This window comes from Veillonella sp. ICM51a, from assembly GCF_000524355.1.
Lineage (GTDB): Bacteria > Bacillota > Negativicutes > Veillonellales > Veillonellaceae > Veillonella > Veillonella atypica.
Genome location: NZ_JAPX01000011.1, coordinates 1 through 15,177, shown reverse-complemented (window position 1 = coordinate 15,177; position 15,177 = coordinate 1). Strand labels below are relative to the sequence as shown.

At 38.2% G+C, this 15,177-nt stretch carries 14 protein-coding genes; 3 read left to right on the top strand and 11 right to left on the bottom strand.

Annotation, left to right across the window (positions count from 1 at the left end; genetic code table 11):
* The first annotated feature begins 9 nt into the window (after nt 1-9).
* Nucleotides 10-912, top strand: coding sequence for a ribose ABC transporter substrate-binding protein RbsB (rbsB, locus tag HMPREF1504_RS01355; RefSeq protein ID WP_038122782.1), 903 nt, complete (start codon nt 10-12; stop codon nt 910-912).
* A gap of 303 nt (nt 913-1,215) precedes the next feature.
* Here rbsB and HMPREF1504_RS01350 read toward each other — a convergent pair whose 3' ends face one another.
* On the bottom strand, nt 1,216-1,617 hold the full coding sequence (locus HMPREF1504_RS01350) for a hypothetical protein (RefSeq protein WP_038122780.1): 402 nt from the start codon (nt 1,615-1,617) through the stop codon (nt 1,216-1,218).
* Between the two features lie 159 nt (nt 1,618-1,776).
* On the opposite strand from HMPREF1504_RS01350, the gene HMPREF1504_RS01345 reads away from it, so the two are divergent.
* Nucleotides 1,777-2,970, top strand: a complete 1,194-nt coding sequence (locus HMPREF1504_RS01345; protein ID WP_038122778.1) for a protein kinase — start codon at nt 1,777-1,779, stop codon at nt 2,968-2,970.
* Nucleotides 2,971-3,134: 164 nt separating this feature from the next.
* On the opposite strand, the gene HMPREF1504_RS01340 is transcribed toward HMPREF1504_RS01345, so the two are convergent.
* The 6 genes from HMPREF1504_RS01340 to HMPREF1504_RS01315 all read right to left on the bottom strand — a co-directional run bounded on the left by HMPREF1504_RS01340 (nt 3,135) and on the right by HMPREF1504_RS01315 (nt 9,841).
* Nucleotides 3,135-4,463 carry an S-layer homology domain-containing protein gene (locus tag HMPREF1504_RS01340; protein ID WP_038122776.1) on the bottom strand — a complete coding sequence of 443 codons (1,329 nt, stop codon included), beginning with the start codon at nt 4,461-4,463 and terminating at the stop codon, nt 3,135-3,137.
* 107 nt (nt 4,464-4,570) lie between these two features.
* The gene (gene pcp / locus HMPREF1504_RS01335) at nt 4,571-5,224 is read right to left on the bottom strand and encodes a pyroglutamyl-peptidase I (protein ID WP_038122774.1); all 654 of its coding nucleotides are present in this window, start codon (nt 5,222-5,224) and stop codon (nt 4,571-4,573) included.
* A 53-nt stretch (nt 5,225-5,277) separates the two neighbouring features.
* On the bottom strand, nt 5,278-6,207 hold the full coding sequence (locus tag HMPREF1504_RS01330) for a DUF979 domain-containing protein (RefSeq protein WP_005381544.1): 930 nt from the start codon (nt 6,205-6,207) through the stop codon (nt 5,278-5,280).
* 1 nt (nt 6,208) lies between these two features.
* Nucleotides 6,209-6,958: a DUF969 domain-containing protein gene (locus tag HMPREF1504_RS01325; RefSeq protein WP_038122773.1), complete on the bottom strand. Its 750-nt coding sequence runs from the start codon at nt 6,956-6,958 to the stop codon at nt 6,209-6,211.
* A 157-nt stretch (nt 6,959-7,115) separates the two neighbouring features.
* Nucleotides 7,116-7,601 (bottom strand): GNAT family N-acetyltransferase, encoded by a 486-nt coding sequence (locus tag HMPREF1504_RS01320; protein WP_038122771.1) that lies wholly within the window; start codon nt 7,599-7,601, stop codon nt 7,116-7,118.
* A gap of 239 nt (nt 7,602-7,840) precedes the next feature.
* Nucleotides 7,841-9,841 carry an S-layer homology domain-containing protein gene (locus HMPREF1504_RS01315; RefSeq protein ID WP_038122769.1) on the bottom strand — a complete coding sequence of 667 codons (2,001 nt, stop codon included), beginning with the start codon at nt 9,839-9,841 and terminating at the stop codon, nt 7,841-7,843.
* Nucleotides 9,842-10,554: 713 nt separating this feature from the next.
* Here HMPREF1504_RS01315 and HMPREF1504_RS01310 point away from each other — a divergent pair.
* The gene (locus tag HMPREF1504_RS01310; protein WP_005381441.1) at nt 10,555-10,830 is read left to right on the top strand and encodes a membrane protein; all 276 of its coding nucleotides are present in this window, start codon (nt 10,555-10,557) and stop codon (nt 10,828-10,830) included.
* 125 nt (nt 10,831-10,955) lie between these two features.
* Here the strand turns inward: HMPREF1504_RS01310 and HMPREF1504_RS01305 are convergent, their stop codons facing one another.
* The 4 genes from HMPREF1504_RS01305 to HMPREF1504_RS01290 form a co-directional block, all read right to left on the bottom strand.
* Nucleotides 10,956-11,456, bottom strand: a complete 501-nt coding sequence (locus tag HMPREF1504_RS01305; protein ID WP_038122766.1) for a hypothetical protein — start codon at nt 11,454-11,456, stop codon at nt 10,956-10,958.
* A gap of 59 nt (nt 11,457-11,515) precedes the next feature.
* Complete coding sequence (locus tag HMPREF1504_RS01300) at nt 11,516-11,920, bottom strand: PACE efflux transporter (RefSeq protein ID WP_005384425.1); 405 nt, start codon at nt 11,918-11,920, stop codon at nt 11,516-11,518.
* Between the two features lie 145 nt (nt 11,921-12,065).
* The gene (locus HMPREF1504_RS01295) at nt 12,066-13,532 is read right to left on the bottom strand and encodes a DASS family sodium-coupled anion symporter (protein ID WP_005381470.1); all 1,467 of its coding nucleotides are present in this window, start codon (nt 13,530-13,532) and stop codon (nt 12,066-12,068) included.
* A gap of 561 nt (nt 13,533-14,093) precedes the next feature.
* A complete protein-coding gene (locus HMPREF1504_RS01290) occupies nt 14,094-15,080 on the bottom strand; it encodes an IS30 family transposase (protein ID WP_038122762.1) in 987 nt (328 codons plus the stop codon).
* Between the last annotated feature and the right edge of the window lie 97 nt (nt 15,081-15,177).

Sequence of the window (15,177 nt, the reverse complement as noted above, 5' to 3'; positions counted from 1 at the left end):
GAGGTTCCTATGAAAAAACTATTGTTACTGTTGGCGATGGCCGTTATGGTTATCGGTCTTGTAGCAGGCTGTGGTAAAAGCGCTGATAACGGTGGCGACAAAAAATCCGGCACTATTGGCTTCTCTGTTTCCACATTGAACAACCCATTCTTCGTATCTATGAAAGAAGGCGTTGAGGCTCAAGCTAAAGCGCTTGGTCTTAAAGTTAAAATCGTTGATGCTCAAAACGATCCTGCAAAACAAGCAAATGATATTTCCGACTTGATTGAAAGCGGCGTTTCCGTATTGATCATCAACCCTGTAGACTCTGCAGCTATCTCTACTTCCGTAGAAGCAGCAAACGCTAAAAACATTCCTGTAATCACTGTTGACCGCTCTGCTGACAAAGGCAAAGTAGTAGCTCATATCGCTTCCGATAACGTAAAAGGCGGCGAAATGGCAGCTCAACTAATCGTTGATAAAGTAGGCAAAGCTGCAAAAGTAGCTGAAATCGAAGGTATCCCTGGTGCTTCCGCAACTCGTGAACGCGGCCAAGGTTTCCACAACGTAGCTGACAAAGACTTAACAGTAGTAGCAAAACAAAGCGCTGACTTCGACCGTACAAAAGGTTTGAACGTAGCAACAAATATCTTGCAAGCTAACCCAGACGTACAAGCTATCTTCGCTCATAACGACGAAATGGCATTGGGCGCTATCCAAGCAGCTAAATCCGCAGGCAAAACAATCTTCATCGTAGGCTTCGACGGTACTGCTGACGCAGACAAAGCTGTTCAAGACGGCACATTGGCTGCAACGATTGCTCAACAACCAGACCAAATGGGTAAAATCGCTATCGATACAGCTCAAAAAGTTATCAAAGGCGAAGCTGTAGAAGCTAAAATCCCTGTAGATCTTAAAGTTGTTACAAAATAATTGTATATAGAAACTGGGTACAGAAAAAGAGTCGCATCATATGGTGCGACTCTTTTTAATTGCTAAATTATAGAACATTAGGAGATAGGGGCTCGAATACATCCCCTTCTACAAAATAGAACAGGCCTGTTCTATTTTTTTAGTACCCCTATATCCCCTTTCTGAGAATTAGTACAGGCCTGTTCTAATTCTGAAACCACATATATAAGCTACTTTGAAATTGGTACAGGTGTGTACTAATTTATAAAATATATAGCTATTATATGCCTACTTCAATAATTTTTTAAATTTATGCAATATAAACTAAATTTCTTTAGGTTCTCGCTCAAGAAAAACTTTGAAAAACTCAATAAACTTGGGTAAATACGTTTGGTCTAAGCTTTCAATAGTCATCTTACACTCGTAATTATACTCACATATAACAACATTGATGTTAAGACCACCTTTGGAATCTAATGTAAATATAAGTTTATTGCCACCGTTACTCAGATAATGGCGAAAACTCGCTTTTCCTTTACAAGTTTGATTCATGTCGACAAGCTCATTATAACCTCTATGTATCCCCCACCAATCACCGGTATCAATGATAGCTGAGCAACAATGATTCCCTTGTTTGATATAAATACCAAAGGCTCCAAAAGGAGATAGTTGTGTATTCATATCAAATGCTATTGTTAAATTAGATTCATTTACAATTTCATACATTATCATTACTCTCCGTAAACAACTTTATCTGAGTTTATTATAGCATCCAATCTAAAAGCTAATAAACTCAGATAATCTGAGTTGTAACTACATCCATAGAAAGGTTTTTTCTTATGCTATAATGAGCATATATAAAACTCAAAGGAAAGGAGGATTCACATGGAGTATGTATTACTCAACAAGGATACCCCTCTCTTGCAGTTTCGCATCGAGAGGCACGAAGACGTTGTCAACTTAACCACATTGGTTCGCATGGATATTTCTAATTTAACAATCATAGATAATGCGACATTACCAATAAATATGCAACCTACCATAAAAGGACTAAAAAACTGGTTATTACAACGCAAGATTCCAAATAACCGTGCATTTGTTGAAAATTTATTAGATGCCATTGCAGATACAGAGAATCCCTATCGGTATTTAGATGTGACCTATGGTCTATCTCTAAATGATACATTTTGGGTAAAACCAGCGCATGCTACTATTTCATGGTCAGATGTTAATTTATACGACAATTCATTTAGCGAAACTGTAGCAGGCATCGCTTTCACAGGTGAAGATAGTCATATACAAGGCATTGTAACAACCCCAGAATACACGACAAACGGCATGCTCCGTAAATGTTGGCATCGTGAAAATGATGTCATTTATTTATATAAAGGTTCAACACCTCGCTATGCCAATGGAGGGCTTGAGGCACTCAGTGAAGTATATGCTAGTCAAATTGCAGCAGCTATGGGGTTAGCACATGTGGAATATAAACTCACTACATTCCACGACCAACTAGTTAGTGCGTGCCCTCTATTCACATCGGAACAGGTCGGATACATGCCTATATCTGGTCTTCTAAAAGAAACGATATCTCGTGACGAACTTATGTTATATGACACACAGCACGATATAGCTAGCTTGTACGGTATTATCCCATTTTCTGATATGATGGTATTTGATGCACTCATTCATAATACTGATCGACACCTCAACAATTTTGGTGTTCTCATCGATAATGAAAGCAATCGTATCCTAGGTCCTGCACCTTTATTTGATCATGGAAATTCATTATTCTACAATATAACTAACGATGAATATGCCGATTTAAATGGTGTGAAAGATATCAGTTTTTGGGGACTCTCCTTTGATACATTGGCAAAATTATATCTTCACGATTCGCACCGTGCCATGTTAACACCATTACTAAATTTTAAATTTAATCGTATTCCATCAGATATATTAACAGATGCAAAATTAGATATATTAGAATCCTATATCCAACAACGATCTGCTTATTTCATACGTTTACTCGACGAAAAATACATCAATTTTATTCATCCCAATATAGCTCAACAATAGCAAAAGAGGCTGTCAACAATGACAGCCTCTTATTACATTTTGAACAACCCCTACTACAAAATAGAACAGGCCTGTTCTATTTTGTAGTACCCCTATATATCCTTTCTGAGAATTAGTACAGGCCTGTACTAATTCTGAAACCACATGTATAGGACGTTCTGAGATTAGAACATAAAGTTCACGTCTGTACGCCAGTAATCACCTAATTTATTACCGTCCATGTCTTTATTGCCGAAGCCATAGTAAGCACCGATGGATACATTTTGGAATGGTACGTAGTTTACATTAGCTACAAAGCCTTTAAAACCATTACGTACATGAGCAACGCCCTTAGTATCCACATAGTGTTGATTGTAGAAGCTATAGGCCGGTGCAAAGGCACTACTGAAGACAGGCGAGTTAGCTTCTTCATAGTAATATTGACCACGTACGCTATAAGTACGAGCTTTACTAATATTGTAATTACCATAACCTACACTAGCCATCCAAGCTTGGGAATTGGATATGCCTGGTGCTGTAAGCCATTCGCCGAATACGTTCCAACGGTTGAAGTTCATATTCGCGTTAAGGCCCCAAATATTTTTGTACGGGGAATCGATAAAGGATTTAACTTGTTTACCTGTAGCCGCATCAATGTCTTGACCTTGGTATAATTTACCATTATGGAATCGGCCATACATACCGCCAAGGGTAACATGTTTGTTAAGTTTACCTTTCACTTCTAGCATAGCTGCAGAGATAGTATTTTCCTTATTTTGGTACGTACCTGCACCACCCCACCAGTAACCATAGCTAGCGGATACATCTAGCTTACCATGTTTATACATGAGGCGCGCCCCATCGATGAGGTCATCATACATGAGCCCTAGTGCAGGCGTATAAAGTTGACGACCTACGCGCAATGTTGTGTCCTTGCCAAAATGATGATCTACATAGGCAAGATTTACTTGAGCTATATTAGCATTGCTATTGCCGAGCTCACCGGAACCTTGTACACGAACAACGGCATCGGTTTTATCATTGACCTTAGCATTAAAAATCACACGCGCCCGATAATCAAAGGCGGAATGCTTTCCATAAGCATACGCATCATTTTTCAATTGGCTGCCGCGATAACGTAAACGGTAATTACCGGTTACCTTTACATTGCCCACTTGATCTTCTAATTTTGCTACACGCACGCCCAATGTATTGAGTTCATTACTAAATTCATCGGCCAAGCGATTGATCATAGCTTGTTGTTCTGCATTAGCGCGGTCTTGATTCGCCATGGCTTTCGCTACCATTTGAGCCATTTCATAGCGTGTAATATCTTTATTGCCTTTGAAAGTCCCATCTGGATAACCATTAATAATACCGGCAGATGCCAATTGTTCTACTGATTGATAGGCCCAACTAGAAGGCTCTACATCACTAAATGGATTGGCTGCATAGGCACTGACAGAACCCAATACAAAACAAGAAACTAAACTTGCTACTAATTTTTTATTCATAGAGATAACCCACTCTCATCTATACACAAACAAAATATATGAATCTATATGCTCTACACCGCATCATCATACTATATAACATGCGATACACGTATTAAAGATACCGCCTATTCATGAGGTGTTGTATAGTTAATATCTTGTGCCTTGTAGCTTTCACCATGAGCCAATACATGAACGATGGTTTCTAATGTGGCACGCACAGTTTCAACAGCCATACTTGGTTGATTTGGTTTATCCACCACTTGAGATGGCAAGTACGGAATGTGCATAAAACCAGCCTTGATATTGCCCTTTTGTGCCGCATAATGGCATACACCATACATCAAATGATTGCATACAAAGGTACCAGCCGTATTAGAAACTTTTGCAGGAATGCTCGCTTGATGCAATGCATTGACGATATTTTTAATAGGCAATGTAGCAAAGTACGCACTAGGCCCATCAGCTACGATTGGCTCATCCTCTGGTTGATTGCCTGCATTGTCTGGAATGCGGAAGTCATCGCAGTTAATAGCAACTCGTTCCACTGTAATATCTGGACGGCCCCCTGCTTGACCTACACATAGAATAAAGTCTGGCTTACATTGTTCAGCCGCTGCTTTCACAGTATCAACAGAAGTATAACGTACAGTTGGCACCATTTGAGTTACCACCTTGTAATCGCCATCAGTATAACCATCCATCGTTTTTACAGCTTCCCATGCAGGATTAATAGGTTCGCCACCAAATGGATCAAATCCAGTAATTAAAATAGTTTTCATCATAACACCTCATAAGGATATTTCAAAAGATTGTTCATCCACAGAACAAGGTCTTAAATAAAATAGTACATCAATAGGATGTTCAACACGAGCATAATCAATGCAATTGGAAGTTGAGCTTTAATAACACCGTATTGATCACGCATTTCAAGAAGCGCTACCGGTACAATGTTAAAGTTGGCAGCCATAGGTGTCATCAAGGTACCGCAATAGCCAGCAAGCATTGCAATAGCACCAATAGCAGCTGGGTTTGCACCATGGGCTACAACGAGCATTGGAACACCGATGGCACTTGTAATCATCGCAAAGGCTGCAAAAGCATTACCCATGATCATTGTAAAGATGACCATACCGATGCAGTATGCTACAACTACGAGGAATACATTATCTGCAGGCACCACACTAGCTACAGCACTAGAGATAATTTTACCAACGCCAGCCAAATTAAATAGATAGCCTAGGGCCGCTAATAATTGGGACAAGATAGCAGTCCAACCGATAGCATCGATAAGACGACGACCTTCATGGAAACCTTGGTTAAATGAACCCTTAGTGATGTAAAGAGCAGCGCACATTGCGATGATGGCCGCAATACCAAGACCTACAAGAGCGCCTAATTTAGTAAAGAAGCCAATGATAAATGTGATGATACCAACAAGCAACGCTGGTACGAAAATAACATTACCAATACGAACTGCTTCGCCTTTTTTGAATTCAATAGGAGATTCAAAGTAATGACCTTTGCCGAGTTGTTTTACCAAGACGATAGCAGCCATGGCGATAACGAGCCAGCCATTTATTTCCTTTGATAGATAAGAGCCAAAGATAAAGGACACGCTGTACAAGAGCCAGAATAAACCTGTACCAATGCGATATTTATGTTCTTTATCAAGGAATGATTGAATGGCAAAGATAAATAGAATAATCCCTACGAGAAGATATACATAATCTAAGGGCTGCATTTTATAGATAAGTTCTAACATATTATTCAGCCTCCTTCTTTAATTCTTCTGGTGTAACAAGGATATTAAATTCATTAGGTACTAATTTACCAGCTTTCATATCCTCTTCGTCACGAGCTACAGAGGCTTGAATTGTTTTATCAAAGATAATAAAGCGAATGAAGTTAACGATATAGGCACAAACAGCAGTTGGCAATCCGTATAACACCATATCTGTTAACTCTACAGAATAGCCTAATTGTTCCATAACACCTTTGATAAGCAATAACCCCCCAGCAGCAAGGAACAAGTTTTGACCGAAGAAATTGCCTGTATTATCTGCAGAAGCAGCTATACCACGCACCTTATCAAGGGTACGTTGAGATACTGGGCGACCTTGAGCTACTGCAGCTTCACTCATAGGTGCGATCAACGGACGTACCATGGCAACCATACCGGACATGTTAATACCAAAAGCTACAGTTACTTGGCGCACAAATAAGTAAATCATAAAGATACGACCAGCCGTAGCAGCGTTGATCTTGCCAATCAAAATTTCTGCCCGTTCACGTAAACCATGACGTTCCATAAGACCAATAACAGGTAAAATCAAAATAAATAATGACATATAACGATTTTTAACGAAAGCCTCCCCAATGGCACCAACGATATCGTTGATACTGAGACCACCTGCAAGGCCCGTTACAAAACCTGCGGCTACGACAACTAACAAGGCATTAAAGCGCAGCATCAGACCGATGACCATCACTAAAATACCAGATAAGACTAACATAGTCTCACATCCTTTCAATAAACCATCTACCATTCAAAACGAACGCATAGATATGACATACATGTATATATTATATATCCAAATGTAAAAATTCTGCACTATCTTGTACAAAAAAATACACCTCACGAGGAATATCCTCACGAGGTGCTTGTATTAGTTATATCAAGTCTTTTTTAAACAATACCGTTGTATGTTGTTTTCCTCTAAAATGTACTTTATCATAAGCTTTAAATCCAAAGGATTCATACATCTTAGGCAACCATGGGTGCTCTTTAGCCGTCCCCAATGTAACAGCTGGTGTCTTAAATTGAGTTTTTAACAACTCTTCTGCATAACCAAGTGTTTCCCGTGCATAGCCTTTGCCTTTGAAAGCTGGTGCTGTTACGAAATGGGCAATATGTGGAAATTTATCCGGTGTAGAGTATTTAACCCATGGCATGCAGAATGTAATAGAGCTCACTAATTGTCCGTCAATATACAATCCATATACAGGATAGTTTTCAATCCACTCTTTAGATTCTTCTTCGGTAAAATCGATGGCATCAAAGGTGATTGGAAAATCTTTAATAGCTGCATAACCATCAATTAAAACCTTATGGTATTCCGCTGTATCTTCTACTGTTAATTGTCTGAATTCTTTCATTGTCTTGCCCTCATTTTATATCTTTATCAAACTACTATATTTATATTTTATACATATATTCTGTATATTTATTATCATAAACGTAATTATACTCCTATATGTATCTAAATGCAATAATTTTACATAAATATTTGATGAAGTTTTATAAGCTTTATAATAAAACAAAAACAGGATGCATCACGAGGATACATCCTGTTTTGGAGCTTTCACAAGCTCGAGGGGAAGTTATAGTCAATGTATTATTGGCTAATACGGGAACCATATACGTCGCGTTGGTTTTTAGGTTCGTTGTTAACGCGAACACGTTCTGTTTTATGACGGTCATTATCGCCACCAGAAATACGGTCAACACGGTAATGGTTAAGACGAATATTTTGTAATTCAGGTTGGAATTCGTCCATAGCACGACGCATGTTATCATCGATAGGTGCACCGTTTTGAAGAGCACGGTACAACATAGTTGCGAATTCGTAACGAGTCATTGTTGCATCGCCTTTGAATGTGCCATCAGGGTAACCAACAAGGATACCATTACCAGCCAATTGGCTAATGTATTGGTAAGCCCAGTGATTGCGAGGAACATCTGGGAATTCAGCAGTTTTGCTAGGATCGATTGCATGTGGGTTCAATACTTGTAACAAGTTATTGTATTTATTTTCAATATCTTGAAGACGTGCGTTCAATTCAGCAATTTCACGGCCCATAGCTACACGGGAACGAGATTCAGGTGCACGTTTGCCAAGACGAATGGATACACCTGCATTTAATTGAGGATTACCATTACCTACTGTGCTACCGATGGAGAACATTGTGTCTTCATTAGGACGGTAGAAAGCACCCAATGCAGCAGAGTTAGCATTATGGTAGTGACCATAACCAGCAGCTACTGTCCATTTATCATCTGGGTTAAAGTCTAATGGATGTAACGCAGCCAATGCAGCAGAACCTGCACCTACTTTATTAACGCGTTGTTCTACATCGCCGACACGGTTAGTCAAGTTAGTAATGTTATTGTTGATGGTACCTGGTGTAGAGTTATCGATTTGATTTTGTAAATCCTTTGCTACAGAGAACAATTGACTACCATTTACAGCATCTGTAGATGTAGCAGAGATTTCGCCTGCTGCTACGTTCTTAATTTGACGTTCTTGACCAACTTGACCTACAGAAACAGAGCCTTTAGTTGCAGAACCTACACCAGCAAAACCACCATATGTATGAGTTGCGATTGGAGCACCACTTGTAATGCTAGTTGTTGTGATAGAAGCATTATTTACAGCTGTTGCCGGAGCAGATTGAGATTGGAAGCCAATAGCAACCGAATTTGCATCAGTCGCAACGGAGTGGTCACCAATTGCCATAGCATGGTCAGCTGTAGCATGTGCATCAGAGCCAAAAGCATTAGCACGTAGACCTCGAGCTTGTGCACCCGCACCATAAGCCTGTGCATGGTCACCAGAAGCAATAGCGGAAGAACCGATTGCATTAGTATGTGCACCAGTTGCCTGTGCACTAGAACCAATTGCATTTGATTTGTATCCAGCAGCTTGCGCTTCATAACCAATAGCTTGAGAACGAACTTCAGATGCATTTGCACGTGTACCAATTGCAGTAGACCAAGTACGTTCAGCATCTGCAGCGTGGCCGATAGCAATAGCTTCACTCATTTTAGCTTGAGACCCATTACCTACTGCTAATGCAGAACTACCTAATGCAGTATTTTCGGAACCAATAGCTACAGAATTAGATTTCCAATCTCCTGGACGTAATGTTGCACTATCTGGTTCGTTATCATAATCACGATCACGGAAATTAGAAGTCGATTCACCTACAGTGTTTTTATAACCATAGCCAATAGCATGTGTACCATTAATAACATTGCTATCACCAAATGCTTGTGCATAAGAGCCTTCTACAGTATTGCCATCACCAAATGCGTTAGCTTGGTCACCATTAACTGTATTTTGGTTACCATAAGCACTGCTAGAACCAGTAGCACTTGTAATACTATTACCTTGACCAACTGCGATGCTAGTAGCTGTACCAGATGCAACAGTACCATAAGAAACACTATTGTGCGTAGTATCTGGAGACTCTGTTGCATTACCTGCTGCAAAAATAAAACCTTGTGCAGTTTGGATTTCAGCCGCACTAACAGGCGCCACTGCGGATACGCCTACAGCAGCTGTAGCAGCCAATACTGCAAACGCTAATTTTTTGGAATATTTGTTTTCTCTCATCTTACACCCTCACTAAATTAAAATCCTTAACAATATACAATACAATTTTTCAGCCTCTCTATTCGCCTCTCTCTTTAGCCTAACCTAAATATATTTTTTCTCTTCAAAAATAACATCTAAGTCAGTTTAAGAAAAATTTATATTGTTAATTACTTGCACAGCATATCAAAATTTTACGATATGTACAAGCTTTTTTTCCATATAAAGTTCATTAATAACTCTTCATATACATTAAAAATAGCTTGATTGCCATTGTTCTTCAACATATTCATATACTCATCAATTTTTATGATAAGTTTAAAAATTGGAAAATTTTATGTACTTTTACTATAATAGACTCTTTTACTTATAAATAATCAATGTTTTAATAAGATACAACAATCTTATACACACCATCTCCATTCTACTTTCATGAATTTAACGTGAATCACATATGAATACTATCTATATGCTATATTGAATTATTAAGTATTTTTATGTATTTTTATATATTCTCAATATCTACTTCCCTTTGAAATAAAACATGTACTTTTTTTACTTTTTTTAAATTATTTATAAACCGATAATTTTCACTTAATTCTTATCGGACTCATTAATCCTTTAATCCCAAAACCCACATATCAAATTTATCAATTTACATTTATATACATACAGTATATAATTAAACCAAATAGTATATATCTTATTTCGTAATATATAAAGGAGAGGGTATTATGGAAAAAGTAAACCAACGTGGAAAGTATTTATTCATTGCTGGTATTATTAGTTTAATTATTGCCATCGTAATCTTATTTGTTATTCCAGATCCATCAGCTAACAATGTGGAGATTGCCAAAAAAGCTACTAGTGCAATGCAAGCGGCACAAGAAATCTCTAAAAACAATCAAACAAGTATTTTAATGCATACAATTGGTATGGGGCTCTTAGGTTTCGGTATCACCGGAACTGTGGGTGGTTTTATTCTTAAATCTATGAAGAAAAAACAATAGAATATCAAATATAAAAAGGTGTTACTACATCCCCTATTGAAACAGTACTAGCTGTTATCAATACAACGAGGATGTGTAACACCTTTTTATTATCTATTTGATGTATTATAAAAGAACCATCAAACCTATTTAACACGTTTCATAATTAGCAATGCCAATATAATCCCTAATGAGGATGTCACAAATTGTGGCCAACTAGATACAAAGAGCATAGCATTTACAATCTTTGGTGGAAGTTGGAACAAAGAGAAAAACAACGAATATCCACCAAATAGAACACCTGCTTTCACCAATGCAGCCACAATGATAAGTAAAAGTTTTTGTTTATATTGCAACCAATGTGCGACTAATACATAGGCTGTCGTGCCTAATCCTGTAATAAAAATAAATGGTGGCAATGGTAACATGCCTTGTAAATGTGCTACAACTGGTGCAACCCAGGCAATAACAAGACCATTTTTCCATCCATAACGCCATGTGGCAAGCACAAATGTAGCCGATGTGATAGACCCAATAAGGAACATACTGATCTGATTCGGAATAAATGGAAACATAAGACGCAAACTTTGCGCTAACAAGGCTACGGCCAACAAAAGGCCGGTGCCTGTAATAGATTTTGTAGACATAAGAACCTCCTCTTATACGATATATACTTTACAAGAGGTACTTACCTCAAATACATATATTAAGCTTTCACAAAAAATAAACGTACCCGATCATATACCCAGTTATAGACATAGGTGTATACCAAGATAATCAATGTCATAGAAATATCCGTAATAAAAGCCATCCACAGGGTGATACTCATCATATACATAATCATTGGCACCGTAGCCGCCAATAATAGACCTTCAAACAATACAGCATGAATCGTGCGAATTACGGGACCTCGTGCCAATCGATCACCTGGTACTAATTTATCAAAGATCCAGTTAAATATGAAATTCCATATGACTGCAGTCAACGAAATTAATATCATCAACAACAATGGTTGCCCCTCATGAGGAATAAATTCAATGACTAGCATCCCGATTAAAATCGCACCCAGTTCAAATATTACTGATTGTATCGTACGTTCAAGAATAGACATATATACCTCGCGTTTATATGCAACCTCTATATGCGTTATTATAACACAATCTAGCGTTTCATTTTAGGTATGAAAAAGCCCTAATATATCTATCGAGCGACTTGCGAAGAACTGGAGCGCAGAGAGATATATTAGGGCTTTAAAACTAGCCTAAAAGTGGCATTACGAACTGAATCCATGGAATACCCACTACGATAAAGATAGCGAGGTAGATAATCCCAAAGATAGCACCTAATTTCCAGAATTCAGGACCTTTGTTATAGCCACTAGCAAACCAGATTGGGCTGTGACCAGTACCATATGGTGTGAGGATACCCATAATACCCATTGGTACTAACAGAATTAACATAACTTGAGCTGGATCAACACCAGGAATTTGAAGAATTAGAGTAGCAAACAAGCCTACCATAGCTGTTACATAAGCAGTGCCAGAAGCAAAGAAGTAACGAAGTAAGCAGAATGCTAATAACAAGCCAAGAACTGCCATTGTAGGATCTAAAGAAACCAAAGAACCACCAGCAGATTTAGCAAGCCATTCCAAGAAACCTACATTTTTAAGGCCAGAAGCCATAGGTACGAGTGTCGCAAACCAAGTCAAAACATTCCATGCTGGTTTGTTAGCAAGGAAGTCTTGCCATGTCATAATCTTAGTGAAAATCATCAAGATAATAACGATCAAAGCTGTTGTTGTAGGGTTTACTTTGAATGTAGAAGCACCAATCCACAGTACAAGAGCCAATACAGAAATTAAGGCCATGAAGATTTCACTGCGTGTCATGGAACCTAGTTTCTTATACTCATCCTTTGCCCAGGCTGCAATTTCAGGGGAGCCTTTCACCTCTGGTTTGCAGAATACATAGGTCAATAATGGAGTGATGATGAACAAGATAAGGCCTACTGGCAAGAATGCGAGGAACCATGTGCCCCAGTTCGCCGCTACGATGCCAGATTTAGCAGACAATTCTAGAGCCAATGGATTTGGCGCTGCACCAGTCAAGAAGATAGAGCTAGACACACATGTAGTTGCCAACGCTACCCAGTTCAAATAGGAACCAATTTTACGAGGGTTCTTATCTGGATAGGAGTCAAACATCGGACAAATACTAGATACGATTGGATAAATGGTACCACCAGAACGAGCCGCATTACTTGGAATAAATGGAGCCAATACAAGGTCCGTAATAGCGATAGCATAACCAAGACCTAAAGAGGACTTGCCAAGCTTTGCTACGAGGAACAAAGCAATACGACGGCCAAGGCCAGAGTTTTCATAACCAATACCAATCATGAAAGCGGCAAAGATCAACCATACGATGGCATTAGAGAAACCACTAAGGCCCCAGCTGATAGCTTGCGCATCAGTAATCGCCTTAGCGACACCGGTTGCTTTATCTACCACAGGGGCAGGACCAACCTTAAACAACATAGATACGGTAACTGCAATGATACCGATGAAAGCTGGTGGGATTGGCTCTAAAATCAACCCTACCACAAGGCCTGCGAAAATACTTACATAAATCCAAGAATTTGCGCTAAGACCTTCAGGAGCACCGATGAGCCATACAATAATAGCTACTACAAGCGGTGCGAATAATTTCCAATTCAACTTCATCAGAAACTCTCCTTACTACTTCAAAACAAAAATTGCAAAAAAATACCTATTTAGTATATCAAAAATTTTAATAAGATGATATAAACTCAATCATAACACTTATTAATTGATAATAAACTTTTAGTAATAAATTTCATCCTACTAGTAGTAGAAAACGGCACATTGTAGAACAAGGGACACATCACTAACTGATAGAGCGTGGTGGTCACTATAAAGAACTCTATGAAAACTATGCGGCAGGAATAAGAATTTAAAGCGAAAGAAACCCCTACACATGCTCGCTCCAGCTAGCTTAACGGACAAGGCCATTGGCCTTGTCCTACTAAAGTCGCTGTGCTTGTGTAGGGGTTTCTTTACGCTATGTACTAACAGACACTACTAAAGTCGCATACTTGTACAGGGCTGTCTTTTTACGTTCCATAAATTATTGGCACAGAGACAAAAGGGGCTGTTTTGTTACAGCCCCTTTATTTATCTATATCGATTAAATAAGAATAATAATCCTAGTATAATTGGCGCTCCAATATAGAGTCCCATATTAGGATATTCTCCCTTGAATTGTCAAGTCAAATGCAACTCTACTGAATGATAAACCTCGTATGGAGTTTTCCAATTTAAGCATTTGCGCGGCCTAAGATTTATTTCTTTCATTTTTGCTTCAACATAGCTATCTGATTGATTAATATCCACAGTTTTCGGGAAATATTCTCTAAGCAATCCATTGGTGTTTTCGTTTGTTCCTCTTTGCCAAGGATGATGTGGAAATGGAAAATAAAATTCTACTAAATTCAACTCCTGACTAATTTCTGCATGTTTAGAAAACTCTTTCCCTCTATCTGGAGTTATTGTTTCTAGAGGTTGATTTTTTAAAAGCTTAATCATCGCTTGTTTGACTAAAAATGCATTCTTTTTTGCAATTTTTTTACATAGCAGATACCTACTTTTTCGATCAGTTAATGTTACTAAGCAAGCCTTACCAGTCTGCCCCATAACTGTATCAGCCTCCCAATCACCTAATCGTTCTCGATTATTTGCAGGAGCTGGTCTATCTGTAATTAAATTACTAATTTGAATTTTTCCACGTCTTTCTTCATAATTTTTTGTATGACGACTTTTACCACGATGTCGTAGTTTGCGAACAACTCCTCTATTTCCATGTGATAATTCTTTTTCATCAAAACGACCATTATATATTTCCCTGTAAATTGTATTGTAACTAATAGTGAAGCTTGAATTTTCAAATTTCAATCGAGAGGAGATCTGTTCCGGAGACCATTGATGTCTCAAAAATAAATTCTTTACACATTCATATAGACTTGGATTATCTAGCTTTTTTCTTGGTTTACAATTAAAGCGTCTATTTTTATATCTGTCATGGGCTTCACAAGGTATGTACTCGCCATTTTGACTATTTCTTTTGATTTCTCTTGATATAGACGATTTATTTTTCCCAAGTAAAATTGAAATTTCTGTTTGATTTTTTCCTATATCAATAAAATGTTTTAGAATTTCGCGCTCTTTTAGTGTAAAATGAGTATAATGATTCATGGCTCCTCCTGATTTTTAGATGTCTTTGCAAACACTATTTTATCAGAAAGCCATGAATCTTTTTTAGTTGCACTTAGATTATAAATTCAAGGTAAAA